Consider the following 16,863-nt stretch of genomic DNA (forward strand, 5'->3'; position numbering starts at 1 on the left):
GAGGGGGGCGCGAAGGATCGCAAGTCATCGCGATCACGCGGAGGATTTTCCCAATGACAGTCGCGCTCGAACGCCCCGCCATCGCAGCAGCCAAGCCCGCCAGACGCCGGCGCTTCTCCATCAGTGCCGTCACGCCTTACCTCCAATCGGCGCCGCTGGCGCTCATCCTCGGTGCGTTCCTGCTCTTGCCAATCATCATGATCGTCGTCGTCTCCTTCTGGGATTATGACTTCGCCGCCATGTATCCGGATTTCCTGACGACGAACTATTTCGACGTGCTGGGATCATGGGTCACCTGGAAGACCTATCTCAACACCATCAAATTCGCTGCCATCGTCTGGGCGCTGACCTTGTTCATCGGCTTCTGGGTGGCCTATTTCCTCGCCTTCCATATCCGCACCACCGCCATGCAGATGGTGCTGTTCCTTGTCTGCACGGTGCCGTTCCTGACCTCCAACATCATCCGCATGATCTCGTGGATCCCGGTGCTTGGCCGCAACGGGTTGATCAACTCGGCGCTGGTGCAGTTGGGGCTGGTGCCAAAACCCATCGAATGGCTGCTCTATTCGGAATTCGCCGTGGTGTTGGCCATGGTGCATCTCTACACGCTGTTCATGGTAACGCCGATCTTCAACACGTTGATGCGCATCGACCGCTCGCTGGTTGAGGCCGCGCGCGATGCCGGCGCGTCCGGCTGGCAGGTCTTGTGGAACGTCGTCATCCCGCTGGCCAAGCCCGGCATGGCGATCGGCACCATCTTCGTCGTCACGCTGGTGATGGCCGATTTCTCCACTGTGCAGGTGATGTCGGGCGGCCAGAGCGCGTCGGTCGCACTGATGATGAAGAACCAGATGTCGCTGCTGCAGTATCCCGCAGCCGCCGCCAATGCCGTAGTGTTGCTGGTGTTGGTACTGTTGATGGTCGCGGGCATCCTGCGCATCGTCGACATCCGCAAGGAGCTTTGAGGTGGGCCACGAAAAACGCACCCTCGAATTCTATGTGCTTGCGGTCTTCTTCACTCTGTTCGTGCTGTTCCTCTACGGCCCGCTGTCGGCGATCCTGATCCTTTCTTTCCAAGGCGAGACCGGCGGCCTCACCTTCCCGCTCAATGGCGTGTCGCTGCACTGGTTCGCCAATCTGTTCGAGCGCCAGGCGGTCGGCGATTTCGGCGGCAGCTTCAAGCGCTCGCTCGTGCTCGGCCTTATGGTGATGATCGTCACCGTCGTCGTGTCGCTGCTGGCAGGGCTCGCTTTCCGGCAAAAATTTCGTGGCGCCACCGCTTTGTTCTACCTGGCGGTCGCCAGCCTCGTAGTACCCTCGATCATCATTTCGCTCGGCATCGGCGTCGTCTTCCAGCAGGTCGGCTTCCGCCCAGCCTGGTACACATCGGCCTTCGGCGCGCACCTGACCTGGACCTTGCCCTTCGGCGTGCTCATCATGTTCGCCGTCTTCAACCGCTTCTCGCCCGCCTATGAGGAAGCCGCGCGTGACCTGGGCGCCAACTCCTGGCAGACCTTCGCCCATGTCGTGCTGCCGATGATCGCGCCGAGCCTGATCGGCGTCGGCCTGTTCGGCTTCACGCTGTCCTATGACGAGTTCGCCCGCACGCTGATGACGTCGGGCACCTTCAACACGCTGCCGCTCGAGATCTACGGCATGACCACCAATGTCACGACGCCGGTGCTCTACGCGCTGGGCACGGTGACCACCGTGTTCTCCTTCCTGGTGATCCTGGCCACACTGGGCGCCATCCTCTATGTCGGCCGCAGGCGGGCCAGGGTTTGATGGTGCAGATACTGGTGGTGAACCCCAACACAACGGCGAGCATGACCGAGACGATCGCGGCGGCGGCGCGCGGCGTTGCCGGCGCCGGGACCGAGGTGATCGCGGTCACCTCCTCGATGGGCCCGGCCTCGATCGAGGGCTATTATGACGAGGCATTGGCCGTGCCCGGCCTTTTGATGGAGATCGCCGCCGGCGAACGTGCCGGGGCTCAGGCCGCCATCATCGCCTGCTTCGACGATACCGGCCTGGATGCGGCACGCGCCATGGCCTCCATTCCGGTCATCGGCATCTGCGAGGCCGCACTCAGTGTCGCCTCCTACATTGCCCAGCGCTTCACAGTGGTGACGACCACCGAACGCTCGCGTGTCCCTGTCGAGGGGCTGGTGCAGCGCTATGGCATGGCCGGGCGTGCCCGCGTGCGCGCCGCCGACATTCCCGTACTCTCGCTTGAAGACGCTGCTTCCGGCGCTGTCGAGAAACTGCGCGCCGAGATCGCCCGCGCCATAGCGGAAGACCGCGCCGAGGCCATCGTGCTCGGCTGCGCCGGCATGGCCGACCTGGCACACCGGTTGCAGCAAGAGTTCGACCTGCCCGTCATCGACGGCGTCGGCGCCGCCCTCAAACAGGCCGAGGCGCTGATCGCATTGGGCCTGTCGACCTCGAAGCGCGGCTCCTATGCCAGTCCGCTGGCCAAGCCCTATCGCGGCGTGCTGAAATCCTTCTCGCCGGGGGTGGTCGCCGCGGAGTGAACGCTATGAAGCCTACCGTCCGCGCATTGTCTCCGCCGGAACTGACCGTTCTCATCGACTGGGCGGCGGCTGAAGGCTGGAACCCTGGCCTTGACGATGCCGCGGCGTTCCGGCCAACCGATCCTGAAGGGTTCATCGGCGCTTTTGTCGACAACGAGATGACCGCCGCCATCTCGGCTGTCGCCTATGGCGGCAACTTCGGTTTCATCGGTCTCTACATCTGCCGACCAGACATGCGCGGCAAAGGCCATGGCAAAGCAGTCTGGAATGCGGGCATGGCCAGGCTGGCCGGCCGAACGGTCGGCCTCGACGGGGTCGCCGCGCAGCTGGCGAATTATCGCCGCACGGGATTCAGCTCGGCGTACGAAACCATCCGCTTCAGCGGCCGTATCGCGACCCCGCCCGTCCGAAGCGAAGGGGTGCGCATGATAACCACGCAACTCGTGCCCGACATCATCGTCTATGACGCCCGCTGTTTCCCCGCGCCTCGACGAGCCTTCCTGCACCGCTGGGCGCAGCCGCCGCATTGCGGGTTCGCCGCGATCAGTTCACTCGGCACCATAGGCTACGCCGTGGCTCGTCCCTGCCGTTCGGGTTACAAGATCGGCCCGCTGTTTGCCGACGACACCGAGACGGCGATGCAGCTCATGGGCAGTCTGGCTGCCGCATGCGAAGGTGGCGACCTGCATATCGACGTTCCTGCCGAAAATTTCGATTTCACCACGGCGCTTTCAGCAATTGGTTTCAGGCCGACCTTCACCACCACGCGCATGTACAAGGGCCCGCCTCCGAAGGTCGACTCGCGCCGAATATTTGGCGTGACGACCCTGGAGTTGGGGTAGATCCCGGCGCCGACTGACAGGCTTGGTTTTTCGGGAGCCGGCGGGCGATGGACGAGCCGATCCGTAGTAGCGCCGCCTAAGTCGAATTGTCTGCTGTCTCAGGCGGCGCTACGTCGTCCCGGCACGGGGTTACCCGGCGTCTCGTGGCCGATCGGCGTCACCAGAGTGAGGTCGGGATAGCCGCTTTCGATCAGCTCGACGGCGGCCTGCGCCACCTCATCGTCCGCCTGCAGCATGGACATGAAGACCTCGGTGCTGTCGCCGACCAGTCGGCTGATGCCTTGCGCATCGGCCGGTCCGCATTCGACGATGACCAGATCATAGGCGGTGGTCAGCGACTGCATGATGATCGGCAGCCGGTCGGCGGCGCGCATGGCGCGAACCGGATCGGCGGTGCCGACGGGAACGACATGGCAGTCCGAATAGAGGTCGGCGTGGATGACGTCGCTGAACTGCGCTTCCGAAGCCAGCAGATTGGTGATGCCGGGGAAAAGTCCGCTGTCCAGCATCGGCCGCGAGGCGGCACCTGACGCCGTGAGATCGAGCAGCAGCACGCGCAGGCCAGCGTCGGAGACTTCGCGCGCTACCAGCACTGCCGATGCAGCCGCCTCATCGCCTTCGGGCGACACGAAGATGGCGCGCGCAGCACCGCTGGCGATCAGCTTTTCCGCCGCCTTCTCGACATCGATCTCGCCAAGGCTGGAGCGTACCCGCTCGGGTTCGGATTGCGGTTCTGGATCGGCAGCCGCTGCTCCTTCCAGCACTGAAGGAGCCGGCTCCTGCTCCGGCTCGGGCGCCAGTTCAGACTCCATGGCCGTCCGCTGATCGACCACCTTCTCGGCCACGACTGCGGCCGGTTCCGGGTCGACGGCCGGCGCCGACATTGCCGGCATCGCAACCTGTTCGATGCGGTCCAAGCGGGCGCCGGGCGCCGGGCGCATGGCGCGGCCCGAAAACAGCTCCTGCAGAAGCGTGATGACCGACATCAGAACCAGCGAGCCGACGAAGGCGGCGCCGACGATCGGCACGAGCTTGGGGAAATAGGGTTCCGACGGCACGCGCGCCTCGGAAAACACGCTGGCATCGACCGGCAGATAGTTTTTGCGCGAGGACACTTCGCGGAAGCTCGCCATATAGGATTCAAGCTGCTGGCGCCGGACGTTCGCCTCACGCTGCAGCGCATCCAGCTGGACTTGCTCCTCGCCGGCGCGCGACGACGCCGCTTTCAGCTTGTTGACGTCCGATATCAGCTGGTTTTCGCGCGCCTGGGCGGTCTGCGCCTGCGTCAGCAACCCGCGCATGATTTTTTGCGCTTCGTTGCGGATCTGGCCGTCGAGATCGGCAAGCTGCGACCTCATCGCCCGCAGGCGGGGATGGTTGTCGAGCAAGGTGGTGGAAAGATCGGCGATGTTGGTTCTGAGCTCGATCTGACGCTCACGCAGCCGCTGGATCAGATCGGACGACAGCACTTCGGGTACAGCGTCCAGCGAACCGCCATTCTGCAAAGCCTGGCGCACCCTTTCGGCCGTTGCCTCGGCCGAAGCGCGGCTGGCGCGCACACGCGACAGCTCGCTCGACAGCTCGGACAATTGCTGTGTCGCCAGCACCGAATTGTTGCCAGCCATCAACAGGTCCGACTGAGCGGAGCGGAAGGCCGCGACCTTGGCCTCTGCATCCCTGACCTGCTTCTGCAGCTCCTCGATCTCCGGCCCGAGGAAGGCGGTCGCGGCGGCGTTCGACGTGGTCTTGGCGTCCGCCTGATAGGCCAGGTAGGCCTTGGCGATGGCGTTCGGAATGTCAGCGGCAAGCTGGGGATCTTCCGAGGAAAATTCGACGGCGATGACGCGGGTCTTTTCCACGCCATAAACATTGAGCTTGTCGCGCATCTTCGTCAGCACGCGCTCTTCGAGCGGAATTTCTTCCGGATCACTTTTCAGTCCGGCAATGACAAGAAGTCGGGCTGCCGGCGACATGCCGAGCGCATCGTTGAACTCGGGCTTGTCGCCCAGATGCAGATTGCCAGCCACCTTATTGAGAATGTCGGACGAGGAAATGACCTGAACCTCGGTTGCTACACCTTCCGCATCGAGCACAGGTTTGTCGTCTTCATTGGTACCGGCAGGCCGCGTATAGGCCGATTCGCTCAACTGGATTTTCAGCTGCGTCGTCGCCTTGTAATGCGGCGTGGCAAGCCACGCGAAGGCGAAGGCGAGACCAGTGACGAGAAGCGTGATCACAAGAATGCGCAGCCAGTTCCGCGCCAGGCTGGCGAAGAGCTGTCTCAGGTCGACATCGACATCTGCGGCCGCGGACTGGTCGGACATGCATTCCTGCTCCGGACATGAGGCTAGATGGTAGCGTAAACAACTATGGTAACTCAGCCGTTAAGATCGCGGTAAGCAGCTGTTAGGGTTTGCTGACATCCGGTAAACAAAGCCAGCAAAACTATACGGCTTTTTGTCGATTGCCGCCAAATCGGCCGCGTCCCTTTACCGGCCATTAACCCTAACAGGATGATAACGAACCCAGATCCTTAAGGTTTGCCGCCGTGTCCTGGCGGCCATAGCGACGAAGGTGTGTGTCCGATCATGAAAAGCGCTGCTGGTCTGTTTCGCGCTCTGCTGGCCGTGTCGATCCTCGCCGGCTGCTCCAGCTACCGGCCGACGCCGGCGGCCTTCCACGAGGTACTCGACCAGCCCTATCGGCTCGGCGCCGGCGACCGTGTCCGCGTCACCGTGTTCGAACAGGACGGTCTGACCAACACCTACAGTGTCGATCAGTCCGGCTACATGTCCTTCCCGCTGGTCGGCGCGGTGCCGGCGCGCGGCCACACGGCCCAGCAGCTGGAAAAAGCGCTCGCCGACAAACTGCGCCAAGGCTATCTGCGCGACCCCGACGTGTCGGTCGAGATCGATCGCTACCGGCCGATCTTCGTCATGGGCGAAGTGGGCGCCGCCGGCCAGTATTCCTACGTGCCGGGCCTCACCGTGCAGAAGGCCATCGCGATTGCCGGCGGTTTCTCGCCGCGCGCCAACCAGGAAAGCGTCGACATCACCCGCGACATCAACGGCAAGGTGATGACAGGCCGGGTGGTTACCTCCGATCCGCTGCTGCCGGGCGACACGGTCTACGTTCGCGAACGCCTGTTCTGACATCAACGTGGCGGACCAGCTCAGGATCGTCCACTGCTTTCGCTCACCCGTCGGCGGAATCTTCCGGCATGTGCGCGACCTGACGGAGGCCCAGCTCGCCGCCGGACATGTTGTCGGCATCGTCTGCGATTCGACCACCGGCGGCGAATACGAGGAACGCCTGTTCGACCAGATGAAGGACAGCCTGGCGCTCGGCATCCATCGCACGCCGATGCAGCGCCATGTCGGGCCGGGCGACTTCGCCTCGGCCTGGCGCACTTACAGGATCATCAAGGAATTGCAGCCGGACGTGTTGCACGGACATGGCGCCAAAGGTGGCGCCTATGCCCGTCTGTTCGGCTCATTGTTGCGGGTATCTAGGTCTCGCGTAGCCCGCCTCTATTCGCCGCATGGCGGCTCCCTCCACTATGATGAAACGACGACGACCGGGAAGCTGTTCTTCGCGCTCGAGCGCTTCATGGCGCGCTTCACCGACTGCCTGCTGTTCGTCTCCGACTATGAGCGGCGCACCTATCGCAGGAAGGTCGGCGAACCGCCTATCCCGAACACGCTGGTCTATAACGGCCTGCGCGCCGCCGAGTTCGAACCGGTGGTCGCACAACCCGACGCGGCCGACCTGCTCTACATCGGCATGATGCGCGACCTCAAAGGGCCTGACATTTTCATCGAGGCGCTGGTGCTGGCCGGGTCCCAGCTTGAGCGCCGCTTGACCGCGGTCATGGTCGGCGATGGCGACGACCTGCCGCGCTACCATGCGCAGGTGAAACGGCTGGGCCTCGAAAAACAGGTCCGCTTCTTGCCGCCTATGCCAGCCAGGGAGGCATTTTCGCTGGCCGATCTGGTCGTCGTCCCCTCCCGCGCGGAAGCCATGCCCTATATCGTTCTGGAGACGCTAGCGGCCGGCAGGCCGATGATCGCCACGGCCGTCGGCGGCATTCCCGAAATCTTCGGTGAGGGATCCCCTGCCCTGATCCGTCCCGATCCGCGCCAACTCGGCGACAAGGTGGGTGAAGCGCTGCGCGATCTCGACGCCTACCGGCGCGTCATGCCCGATACGGCCAGCCTCAAGGCGCGATTCGGCGCCGATGTGATGGCCGCCGAAATCGAAAAGGCCTATTTCGCCGCGCTCAACAGATAGACGACCCTCCAAAACCACAAGTTGTCTCAAGGTTTTTTTAGCTCTCTTTCTGCTATCGTCATCGCGGAAGCTTGTGGGAAACCCGATGAACGAGACCGACCCCACGCGCCGCTTTTCGGCCGATGCGGTGCGCAAATTCGACAGTCCTGCCGAGAGCCCCACGCCCGGCGGCATGAACAGTGTTGCCCGCCAGGTCGCCTCGCAATACCGGCGCGATACGATGTCGCCGGTCATGGTCAGCGGCGTATTGCGCATAGGCGAATTCGGCTTGCTGTTCCTGTCGGGGCTCGCGCTCTACTTCCACTTTGTCGGCTTCTTCAACTATCTCGCCTGGCAATATCCGCTGACCATTGCCGCGGCGTCATTCGTGGCCGTGGTGCTGCTCGACGTCAGCGATTGCTACCAGATCTCCGCCTTGATGCGACCGATCTCCAATCTCGGCCGCGTGCTGATGGTCTGGGCCGGCACCTTCGCGCTGATGGCGCTGACGGCCTTCATCATGAAAATGTCGGAGGATTATTCGCGTCTGCTGTTCGGCACCTGGTTTGTCGTCGGCCTGCTTCTGCTGTTCGGCCTCAGGCTGGTGATGTCGAAGCTGATCCGGCGCTGGGCGCGCAACGGCCGCATGGAACGCCGCGCCGTCATCGTCGGCGGCGGCAAGGCGGCCGAGATGCTGATCCGCTCGGTCGAGAAGCAGCCAGACAACGACATCCGTATCTGCGGCATCTTCGATGACCGCGGCGACAAGCGCTCGCCGCCGATCGTGGCCGGCTATCCCAAGCTCGGCACCATTTCGGAGCTGATGGAATTCGCCCGCATCGCGCGCATCGACATGCTGATCGTGTCGCTGCCGCTGACTGCCGAAACGCGCGTGCTGCAACTGCTGAAGAAGCTGTGGGTGCTGCCGGTCGACATCCGGCTCTCGGCGCATTCCAACGCGCTGCAGTTTCGCCCGCGCGCCTATTCCTACATCGGCTCGGTGCCGATGCTCGACATCTTCGACAGGCCGATCAACGACTGGGATTCGGTCGCCAAGCGCGCCTTCGACATCGTCTTCTCGCTGATCGGCATCATCCTGTTTTCACCGGTGATGCTGGCGACGGCCATCGCCATCAAGCTCGACAGCAAGGGTCCGGTGCTGTTCAAGCAGAAGCGGCACGGCTTCAACAACGAGATCGTCGAAGTCTACAAATTCCGCTCCATGTATACCGACCGCTCGGACCCGACCGCCAAGCAGACGGTGACCAAGAACGATCCGCGCGTCACCCGCGTCGGCCGCTTCATCCGCAAGAGCTCGATCGACGAGCTGCCGCAGTTCTTCAACTCGCTGTTCGGCACGCTGTCACTGGTCGGTCCGCGCCCGCATGCGATTGCCGCGCAGTCGCACAACCTTCTCTACAACGAGGTGGTCGACGGCTATTTCGCGCGCCACAAGGTCAAGCCCGGCGTTACCGGCTGGGCGCAGATCAATGGCTGGCGCGGCGAGATGGACACCAATGAGAAGATCCGCATGCGCACGGAATACGACCTCTATTACATCGAGAACTGGTCGATGCTGTTCGATCTGCGCATCCTGCTCATGACGCCGCTGCGGCTGCTCAACACGGAAAACGCCTATTGAGCGCGATTTCCCATGATTTGTCGCAGGCTGCGGTCAATGCCAAGCTGATCGCGCTGATATCGTCGGGCGCGGTGTTTTTCGGCGTCTTCCTGTCAGGCTTCGTCATCGACGAGCCGGCGCCTTACGATCTTTTCATGGTCGGGCTGATCGGGGTGTGGGGGCTGTTTGGCCTGCGCATATCGCGCGCGGCCGTGCCGCTGCTGGTGCTGCTGATCACGATGAACATCGGCGGCATGATTGCAATGACGCAGATGGCCGATCTCGCCAACACACCGCTCTATCTCGCGGTCTCGCTGTTTCTCGCGGTCACCGCGGTGTTCTTCTCGTCGGTGACGGCGGTGCAGCCCGGCCTCTACCGGCTGATCTTCATCGCCTATGTCGTCTCCGCGGTGGTGACCTCGCTGCTCGGCATTGCCGGCTATTTCCACGCTTTCCCGGGCGCTGAAATCTTCACCAGATACGACCGCGCCCAGGGCGCCTTCCAGGATCCGAACGTGTTCGGGCCGTTCCTGGTGCTGCCCGGCATCTATCTGCTCTATCTGCTGTTGACCGGCTCAATCGCGCGCATGCCGCTTCTGGCGGTGCCGCTGCTGATCATCACCGCGGGCATCTTCTTTTCGTTCTCGCGCGGCGCCTGGGGCATGTTCGCCGTCTCGGCCATCCTGCTCACCGGCGCCCTGTTCCTGCAAAGCAACAGCGGCAAGTTCCGGCTGCGCGTCATCATCATGACCATTGCCGCCGTCACCCTGCTGGTGGTCGCCATGATCGTCATTCTGCAGCTGCCCGGCGTCGGCGAGATGTTTTCCAGCCGCGCCCAGCTGGAACAGAGCTACGACACGGCGCGCCTTGGCCGCTTCGCCCGCTACACGATCGGCTTCGAGATGGCGCTCGAATATCCGCTCGGCATCGGCCCGCTGGTGTTCGGCACCATTTTTGGCGAAGACACGCACGACATCTGGCTGAAGACGTTGATGGATTATGGCTGGCTCGGCTTCGTCTCGTTCCTGTCGCTGACGCTGTGGACGATCGCCGCCGGCTTCCGCATCCTTTTGCGCGACCGGCCATGGCAGCCCTATCTGCTCTGCGCCTACGTCGCTTTCATCGGCAATATCGGGCTCGGCACCTTCATCGACATCGACCACTGGCGCCATGTCTACCTGCTGCTCGGCCTGATCTGGGGCGCGATCGCGCTGGAATACAGGCATCAGCGCGGGTTGCGGGCGGTGGCGCAACCGAGGTAGCCGAGTAATCCTAAAGGACAGGAACAGCCGCGCACGCCAATACCGGGGTTGTGCAGGCCCTCGCAGGCTTTGATCTGCTTGCTCCAACCCCTGGTCGAATTGAGCACGGGTTGCCGGCGGCGCATTTATGTTGTGATGGTGGGAAAACGTCGCTAAACGCGACTGACAAAATTCCAATTGAGTTGGCGTGCTTGCCGGGCTGGATAATATTCCGGGTTGGTGGGCGCCACTAATCTGACGGGCGTGGTTATGCTGAGGGAAAGCTATTTCGAATTCATGCTGCGCTGGTACGCGTATCGCCGATGGCACAGGCCCCCGCGGCGTGTGCGGCAGGCCGAATACGACTTCCATCAGCTTATGAAAAAGCTTCCCGCCGATAGTCTGTTCATCGATCTCGGCGCCAATATTGGCGACGTCACGGGACATGTACTAGCCTATGGGATGCGGGTGATTGCTTTCGAGCCTGACCCTGTTGCTCGCCAGATTTTGACGAAAAGGTTTGGCAACAACGACCGGGTGACGATCATTCCGAAGGCTGTTGGTGGATCAGCGCGAGCGGCCACATTCCATCAGAGGCCGGACGTCAGCGATCTCCGCAGGACCGAATCGTCGTCCCTGATCCAGACACACGAACACACGAACGGGAAAAGCTTTGAAGTTGAGGTGGTTGACCTGGTGCAGTTCCTGCAAGGTCTCCATGAGCCGATCGCCATCGTCAAGATGGACATAGAAGGGGCCGAAGCGGAATGCATCGAAGCCATGCTGGACGCCAGCATTCACCGTTCGATTGGACAAATCCTGGTCGAGACACATGAACGGTTCTCGCCAGACCTGGCCGACCGGATCGGCAAGCTGCGGGGCCGGATCGCGCAGGAAGGCATCCGCAACATCAATCTGGATTGGAGCTAAGTATCGGCTCGGCCTTGAGCGTGCTAGCCGGAGGGCATCAACCAGCGAGGCAATAGACTTATCGAGGAAGATTGGCGGGAGGAACCGCGTCCGGCGGAGCGTCAAGTTCTATCTGGCTATGCCAGCTACCCGTTCGGGGTATTGCACGGCCAACATCGAATTGTCCGCATGGCTGGCAAAGATGGCGCTGACCTTTTCGGCGTCGAACCGCGCCCGTCGCTTGCGCTTCTCGTCGTTCAGCAAAATCCCGCTGATGGCGTCGAACTTGCGGCCGAGGTTTTTCAATATGCCTCTCTTGATCGGCCAGTTGCTGTTGAAACGGCCGGCCCAGGGCGTGCCTTTCGCCAGATCACGATAGATCGCCATGGCGCCGACCTCGACACCGATCGGCGGACGGTCCCAGGGCTTGCCCCAGGCGAAGTGGCGGGCGTAGCAGCGGCTGAAAGAAATCTGGCTGGTGTAGTTGGTCATCACGTTCCAGAACGGGTGCATCGTCTGCCACCTGCCCTCGAAAGCCACGTTCAATGCACCTTGATCCATCCCGTAAACCTGCTCGGAGGCCAACTGCCGGGTACGCTCCAGAAGCCCCTCCTGCCTGACCAGTGGCATGTTGAACACCAGCACGCCGGCATTGAACTTCGGCGCGCCTGGCTGCATCGGTAAATGCTGTCGATACTTTACGTCGAAATAGGTCTGCTCATCGTGTGCGGCCAGCAGCGGAGCGTTGAGCGGGACGTTGCAGAGGTCTTCTATCGATCTGTTGAAAAGCACATCGGCGTCGGAATAGGCGATGCGGTCATATGGTTCGAACTCCGGCAATTGATCGGCAAACAGCCTGATGTAGGTCGCAAGGGTTGGGTGCGTTCCGCGGTTGAAGTTTGTCGCTTCCATGAATTTCGTGACATCCAGGATGCGGATCTTCCCACCGAGCAGACGCTCTCCGATAGCTCGGTCTTCGTTGGAGATGACACCGGTGTGCAAAATAAAGCCGTCGAGGTGGTCCGACACATTCAGCACGCGGCGCGCCGCCAGGCTGGCATACGGGAAATACCTCTGGTCGGTGGCGAAAAAGAAACACGATTTTTGCGGCATGCTACAACCTGTTGCCTGACCCATTCGCGAGAGCTCCGTTGCGGGTCTCAGGCGAAACCACCGAGTACTTCCGGAAACTGCACAGCCATCGCCCCGGCGTCAGCATGCTCGGCATATATCTTATGCACCTTGCTGCCGTCGTACCGTGCGCGCCGCCGATACCGGTCCTTGTTCGGCAACATCCCCATGATACCGTCGAACCTTCGGGCGAACCGCCTCATGACGCCCCGCTCGAAGGGAATACGCTGCCGGAAGGGCTCAAGCCACGGCGTATCCCTTGCCAGATCGCGCCAGACGGCAAGCGCCTCAGGCTCCACATCGACCTGGCTCCCCCATGGCTTGCCGCCGGCGAAATGCCGCGCATAGGCTTGGGCGAACCGAAACTCCTTCGTATCGTTGGACATCAAATTCCAGTTCGGGTGCATCGTCTGCCACTTGCCCTCGAAGACGATGTTCAGCGCGTTCTGATCGTTCATTTGCCCGGCAACGGCAACATCTCTGGCGCGGTGCAAAAGTCCCTGTTGACGCACCGGCGGCATGTTGAAGACGATGATGCCGGCGTTGAAATAAGGCGCCCCCGGCTGCATCGACAGTTTGTTCCGATAGCCCGGGCGGAAATACATGTAATCGTCGTGAGCGGCCAACAACGGAGCATGAAGTGTCTGGCCCACGAGATCCGCGATATCTCGATTGAACAGAACATCGCAATCGACATGGGCGATGCGGTCATAGTCCGCGAACTGAGGCAGTTGGTCGGCGAAAAGCCGAACAAAAGTGCCGACATTGCTTGGCCGGAAAGTATGGCCAGCCTCCGCAAACAGCCCCGAAACGTCCATTATGCGAAGACGGTTCTTCAGCAGGCGTTCAGCAACACGCATATCGGCATCACGTGCGCCGACATGCAGGATGAAGCCTGGCGTTGCGTCTCCCGAAACCTCCAGAATTCTGCGCGCCGCCAAGCATGCATACGGAAAATAATTGGCGTCGGCCGCCAGAAAAAAACAGGAATTTGCCACGCGCAATCCTTCGTATCGATACTGCGCGAGCCATATCGCCTTGGCGTTGCGGCGACAAGGCCGAATGCTGGCGACTTTCAGGCCCGGCGCGCCGTTTTAGCGCTTGCACCATACCCCTTGAAAATATATGGCTTTGCGCGGTCCGGAGTGTAGCGCAGCCCGGTAGCGCACTTGACTGGGGGTCAAGGGGTCGTCGGTTCGAATCCGGCCACTCCGACCATTTTTAGACAGGACTTGCCCCCAAAGGTCCTGCTTCTCAAATCACCAACATTCATCCTTGGCAGACGTCGACCCATTCGGCGCCGACGATGTCGGCCATGCGCTGCGGGCTGAGCCTTACAGCGGCGTTGGTGGCGCCGGCCGCGGGCACGACTTCATCGAAGGCGCGCAGCGAGACGTCGCAATAGACCGGCAGCGGCGCCGGCAGGCCGAATGGGCAGACGCCGCCGACGGGATGGCTGGTAATCGCGACAACCTCGTCGGCGTCAAGCATGCGCGGCTTGCCGCGGAAACGGTCCTTGAATTTGCGGTTGTCGAGCCTCGACATGCCGCCGGCAACGATCAGCATGGTCTCACCGCCGACGCGCAGGCAGATGGTCTTGGCGATCTGCGCCGGCTCCACGCCATGCGCCTCAGCCGCCAACGCCACCGTCGCGGAACTCGCTTCGGTGACGAGCACTTCGACATCGGGCGCATGGGCAGCCAGGAAGGCGCGCACGGATTCAAGGCTCATCTCGGCATAGTCCCATTCGAAAATGCGGTTAGTGGTCACACTGGATAGCTTCACGCTCGATCGCCGGCAACTCCCCGCCCCCTCGACGGTCGCAGCGATGCCAAGCCAGCCGGGTCGCGCCGCATGTCAGCAACGCAAGGCGCATCCCCCGTGCGGGAGATGTGTTCGGGCTACTGCCTTGGTAGGTCGCAATGGACCAGGGCCGGCGCTGATGCTGTGCTCCCACGACCAACCGGAGAGATCATCATGCTCAAGCTCGCCTCGGCTCTGGCGCTGCTGCTTATCGGGACGGCGCCGCTGCTTGCCGACGACATGCCGATAAACGCGGACGCCATCAAATGGGGCCCTGCTCCTGCTGTCCTGCCCGCCGGCGCGGACATGACTGTCATCGCCGGGGACCCCTCGAAGGATGGCATCTACGTGCTGCGGTTGAAGCTGCCGGCCGGCTACAGGATTGCCGCGCACAACCATCCCACCTCGGAATATGTGACGGTGATTTCCGGCAATTTTCATATCGGCATGGGCGACAAGCTCGACGAGACCAAGGGCATCGAACTGACCGCCGGCGGCTTCGGCGTAGCCCCACAGGGAATGAACCATTACGCCTGGGCGACAAGCGCTACGATCGTCCAGGTTCATGGCGAGGGGCCGTTCGCAATCACCTACGTCAACCCGGCGACGATCCGAGCAAGAAGTGACATTCGCCGCGGGGCGAATGCAACAAGCCCGCCAGGGCAAACCATGGCGGGCTTGTTGAACGACGCTTGGCCGTTGTTTATGAAACGGACCGATTTTCCACAGGCGCCGTGGGCGCCGGGGCATCGATCAGGGCCGTTTCCGGCAATTGCAATGCTGCGGCGATCCGGCGAAGTTTCGTCGGATCGGTGTCCTTGCCGCTCTCTATGTCGGCAATCTCGCTGGTCGACAGACCGCAGGTCAGGGAAAGCTCTTCAATACTGTATCCCTTTGTCTCCCGGATGGCTTTGAGGCCGGGGTGCTCGAGCGCAACGTCGGCCGCAACATCGGCCGCCAGCCTGGAGAAGGGTTCGTGTTTTGCAGTTTGGGGCATTGGCAACTCCATGGGGCTAAAGAGTTTTGGATCAAATGATAGGGTGTTGCCTGAGAGCCGGGACAATGCCCGCTTGACGGCGATTTGCCAAGGCCCAAACCGACCGTCACAGCATCGTGAACCGGCGTCAAAACCGCAGGCGCCAGGGCACATATAGGATCTCCGCCCCGATCTCCCAATCAAGTTCTTTTGAAGGGCCGCACGCCGAAGTGTTCAGCGGTTTTGCGCCGCTCGCGCGTTAGCCTGATGTTGCTGGCAGCCGCATCGGGCCAGCTTTTCCCAAGAGGATCAGATCCATGACATTCAAGACATCAGCCATCGTGCTCGCCACGATTTCAGGCCTCGCTGGCGCGAGCATGGTCGCGGCGCAAGCCGCCGAGGCCGTGCGCATTCGCGGCACGGTGACCGCCTTTGCCGGAGCGACGCTGACGGTGAAGACCCGCGAAGGCGCTACCGACGCCATCGCGCTGGCTGAAGGGTGGAAGATTTCCGGCGTCGCCAAGGCGGATGCCGGGGATATCAAGCAAGGCGATTTCCTCGGCATTGCCTCTGTTTCGAAGGCCGATGGCGGCAGCGGCGCGCTCGAGGTGGTGATCTTCCCGGCCGCGCTGAAGGGCGCCGGCGAAGGCGACCGCCCGTGGGATCTCGAGCCCAACAGCCGGATGACCAACGGCACGGTCGCCGATGTCACCGAGATTGCAGGTCGCACGGTGACGCTGACCTACGACAATGGCCAGAAAAAGCAGATCGCGATCCCGCAGACGACGCCGGTGGTGACCTTTGCGCCGGCGACGCCCGCCGACCTCAAGCCTGGCGCTGTGGTGTTCGTCAACGCCGAGCGCGGCAGTGACGGCAAGCTGACCGCGGGCCGGGTCGTTGTCGGCACAAACGGCGTCATTCCGCCGATGTAAGTTGCCGACGAAGCCGCCAGACACAATCCAGAAACAAAATTCTACAGTCCGGAAAAACTGTCGAAAAGTTCGGAGGCGATAGTCATGACTGCGGGGTTCACCGGCACCGATCTTGCTCGGTGACGGCCAAATTCAGCCCGCGCAGAAAAGGAAACGAAGTCATGAAGAAGTCCCTCCTGTCGGCTCTCGGGCTGGCTTTTGCCCTGGCTGTCTCTCTGCCGCTCATCGGCGCCAGCAGCGCCGACGCAGCACCGCTGCACAAGAAGCATCACCACCATCATCATCATCATCACAACAAGCATCACCGCCATCACCATCACCATCACCACCACCACCACCACCACAAGAAGGTGGAGGCCAAGAAGGCCTGACACGGCCGACTTGCCCAACGGGAAGGCTGGTCCTGGAGTCCTCGCCAAGGCCGCCTTCCCGTTGGTTTTTGCCAGGCGACACGTGGAAAAGCTGAAGGCAGGATTCGATGGCGCCGATGCGCCAGAACGCGAGCAACCACAGCGCACCCCAACGAACGTATCAGGCGCAAGGCCGACAACACAGCGGTTGCCAGTTGCAGGACACCACGGGTCTCTCAATGCTGTCGGAACCCG

Annotated in this window: 16 protein-coding genes, 1 tRNA gene and 1 pseudogene; 12 read left to right on the forward strand and 6 right to left on the reverse strand. The window is 62.1% G+C overall.

The annotated features are described in order from the left end of the window. Nucleotides 1-53 precede the first annotated feature (53 nt). The 4 genes from NKI64_RS28040 to NKI64_RS28055 are packed head-to-tail and all read left to right on the forward strand — an operon-like array spanning nt 54 to nt 3,376. A complete protein-coding gene (locus NKI64_RS28040) occupies nt 54-965 on the forward strand; it encodes an ABC transporter permease (RefSeq protein WP_023705046.1) in 912 nt (303 codons plus the stop codon). Nucleotide 966: 1 nt separating this feature from the next. Further along, nucleotides 967-1,785 (forward strand): ABC transporter permease, encoded by an 819-nt coding sequence (locus NKI64_RS28045; protein ID WP_352671412.1) that lies wholly within the window; start codon nt 967-969, stop codon nt 1,783-1,785. 2 nt (nt 1,786-1,787) lie between these two features. Continuing rightward, on the forward strand, nt 1,788-2,534 hold the full coding sequence (locus NKI64_RS28050; RefSeq protein ID WP_023669393.1) for an aspartate/glutamate racemase family protein: 747 nt from the start codon (nt 1,788-1,790) through the stop codon (nt 2,532-2,534). A 5-nt stretch (nt 2,535-2,539) separates the two neighbouring features. Continuing rightward, entirely contained in the window at nt 2,540-3,376 is an 837-nt protein-coding gene (locus NKI64_RS28055; RefSeq protein WP_023669392.1) for a GNAT family N-acetyltransferase, read from the forward strand. A 98-nt stretch (nt 3,377-3,474) separates the two neighbouring features. On the opposite strand, the gene NKI64_RS28060 is transcribed toward NKI64_RS28055, so the two are convergent. Next, on the reverse strand, nt 3,475-5,700 hold the full coding sequence (locus NKI64_RS28060) for a GumC family protein (RefSeq protein WP_352671415.1): 2,226 nt from the start codon (nt 5,698-5,700) through the stop codon (nt 3,475-3,477). A gap of 264 nt (nt 5,701-5,964) precedes the next feature. Here NKI64_RS28060 and NKI64_RS28065 point away from each other — a divergent pair, with 264 nt between their 5' ends. From NKI64_RS28065 to NKI64_RS28085, 5 genes are all read left to right on the forward strand, one after another. Next, nucleotides 5,965-6,528, forward strand: coding sequence for a polysaccharide biosynthesis/export family protein (locus NKI64_RS28065; protein ID WP_023682330.1), 564 nt, complete (start codon nt 5,965-5,967; stop codon nt 6,526-6,528). Between the two features lie 7 nt (nt 6,529-6,535). Then, nucleotides 6,536-7,666: a glycosyltransferase gene (locus tag NKI64_RS28070; RefSeq protein ID WP_352671418.1), complete on the forward strand. Its 1,131-nt coding sequence runs from the start codon at nt 6,536-6,538 to the stop codon at nt 7,664-7,666. Between the two features lie 85 nt (nt 7,667-7,751). After that, nucleotides 7,752-9,287, forward strand: a complete 1,536-nt coding sequence (locus NKI64_RS28075; protein WP_023669388.1) for an undecaprenyl-phosphate glucose phosphotransferase — start codon at nt 7,752-7,754, stop codon at nt 9,285-9,287. Further along, on the forward strand, nt 9,284-10,528 hold the full coding sequence (locus tag NKI64_RS28080; RefSeq protein WP_352671421.1) for an O-antigen ligase family protein: 1,245 nt from the start codon (nt 9,284-9,286) through the stop codon (nt 10,526-10,528). The genes NKI64_RS28075 and NKI64_RS28080 overlap by 4 nt, the downstream gene beginning before the upstream one ends. A gap of 219 nt (nt 10,529-10,747) precedes the next feature. Then, entirely contained in the window at nt 10,748-11,437 is a 690-nt protein-coding gene (locus NKI64_RS28085; RefSeq protein ID WP_245260854.1) for an FkbM family methyltransferase, read from the forward strand. A gap of 108 nt (nt 11,438-11,545) precedes the next feature. On the opposite strand, the gene NKI64_RS28090 is transcribed toward NKI64_RS28085, so the two are convergent. Beyond that, entirely contained in the window at nt 11,546-12,553 is a 1,008-nt protein-coding gene (locus NKI64_RS28090; RefSeq protein ID WP_352671424.1) for a glycosyltransferase family 8 protein, read from the reverse strand. 23 nt (nt 12,554-12,576) lie between these two features. Then, a complete protein-coding gene (locus NKI64_RS28095) occupies nt 12,577-13,545 on the reverse strand; it encodes a glycosyltransferase family 8 protein (protein WP_352521823.1) in 969 nt (322 codons plus the stop codon). 143 nt (nt 13,546-13,688) lie between these two features. Here NKI64_RS28095 and NKI64_RS28100 point away from each other — a divergent pair. Further along, a tRNA-Pro gene (locus NKI64_RS28100) sits at nt 13,689-13,765 on the forward strand. 51 nt (nt 13,766-13,816) lie between these two features. Here NKI64_RS28100 and NKI64_RS28105 read toward each other — a convergent pair. Beyond that, nucleotides 13,817-14,278, reverse strand: a complete 462-nt coding sequence (locus tag NKI64_RS28105; protein ID WP_352650364.1) for a YbaK/EbsC family protein — start codon at nt 14,276-14,278, stop codon at nt 13,817-13,819. A 312-nt stretch (nt 14,279-14,590) separates the two neighbouring features. Between NKI64_RS28105 and NKI64_RS28110 the strand changes: the two are divergent. Beyond that, nucleotides 14,591-14,875, forward strand: a pseudogene (locus NKI64_RS28110) (cupin domain-containing protein); the annotation flags it as partial. Nucleotides 14,876-15,053: 178 nt separating this feature from the next. Here the strand turns inward: NKI64_RS28110 and NKI64_RS28115 are convergent. Then, the gene (locus NKI64_RS28115; RefSeq protein ID WP_245262868.1) at nt 15,054-15,500 is read right to left on the reverse strand and encodes a helix-turn-helix domain-containing protein; all 447 of its coding nucleotides are present in this window, start codon (nt 15,498-15,500) and stop codon (nt 15,054-15,056) included. Between the two features lie 143 nt (nt 15,501-15,643). Here NKI64_RS28115 and NKI64_RS28120 point away from each other — a divergent pair, with 143 nt between their 5' ends. Then, nucleotides 15,644-16,258 carry a hypothetical protein gene (locus NKI64_RS28120; RefSeq protein ID WP_023669379.1) on the forward strand — a complete coding sequence of 205 codons (615 nt, stop codon included), beginning with the start codon at nt 15,644-15,646 and terminating at the stop codon, nt 16,256-16,258. Nucleotides 16,259-16,299: 41 nt separating this feature from the next. On the opposite strand, the gene NKI64_RS28125 is transcribed toward NKI64_RS28120, so the two are convergent. Beyond that, complete coding sequence (locus NKI64_RS28125) at nt 16,300-16,647, reverse strand: hypothetical protein (RefSeq protein ID WP_352671426.1); 348 nt, start codon at nt 16,645-16,647, stop codon at nt 16,300-16,302. Nucleotides 16,648-16,863: the final 216 nt, after the last annotated feature.

Origin of the sequence: Mesorhizobium sp. M0478 (assembly GCF_040321305.1) — a bacterium.
In the GTDB taxonomy this organism is placed as follows: domain Bacteria; phylum Pseudomonadota; class Alphaproteobacteria; order Rhizobiales; family Rhizobiaceae; genus Mesorhizobium.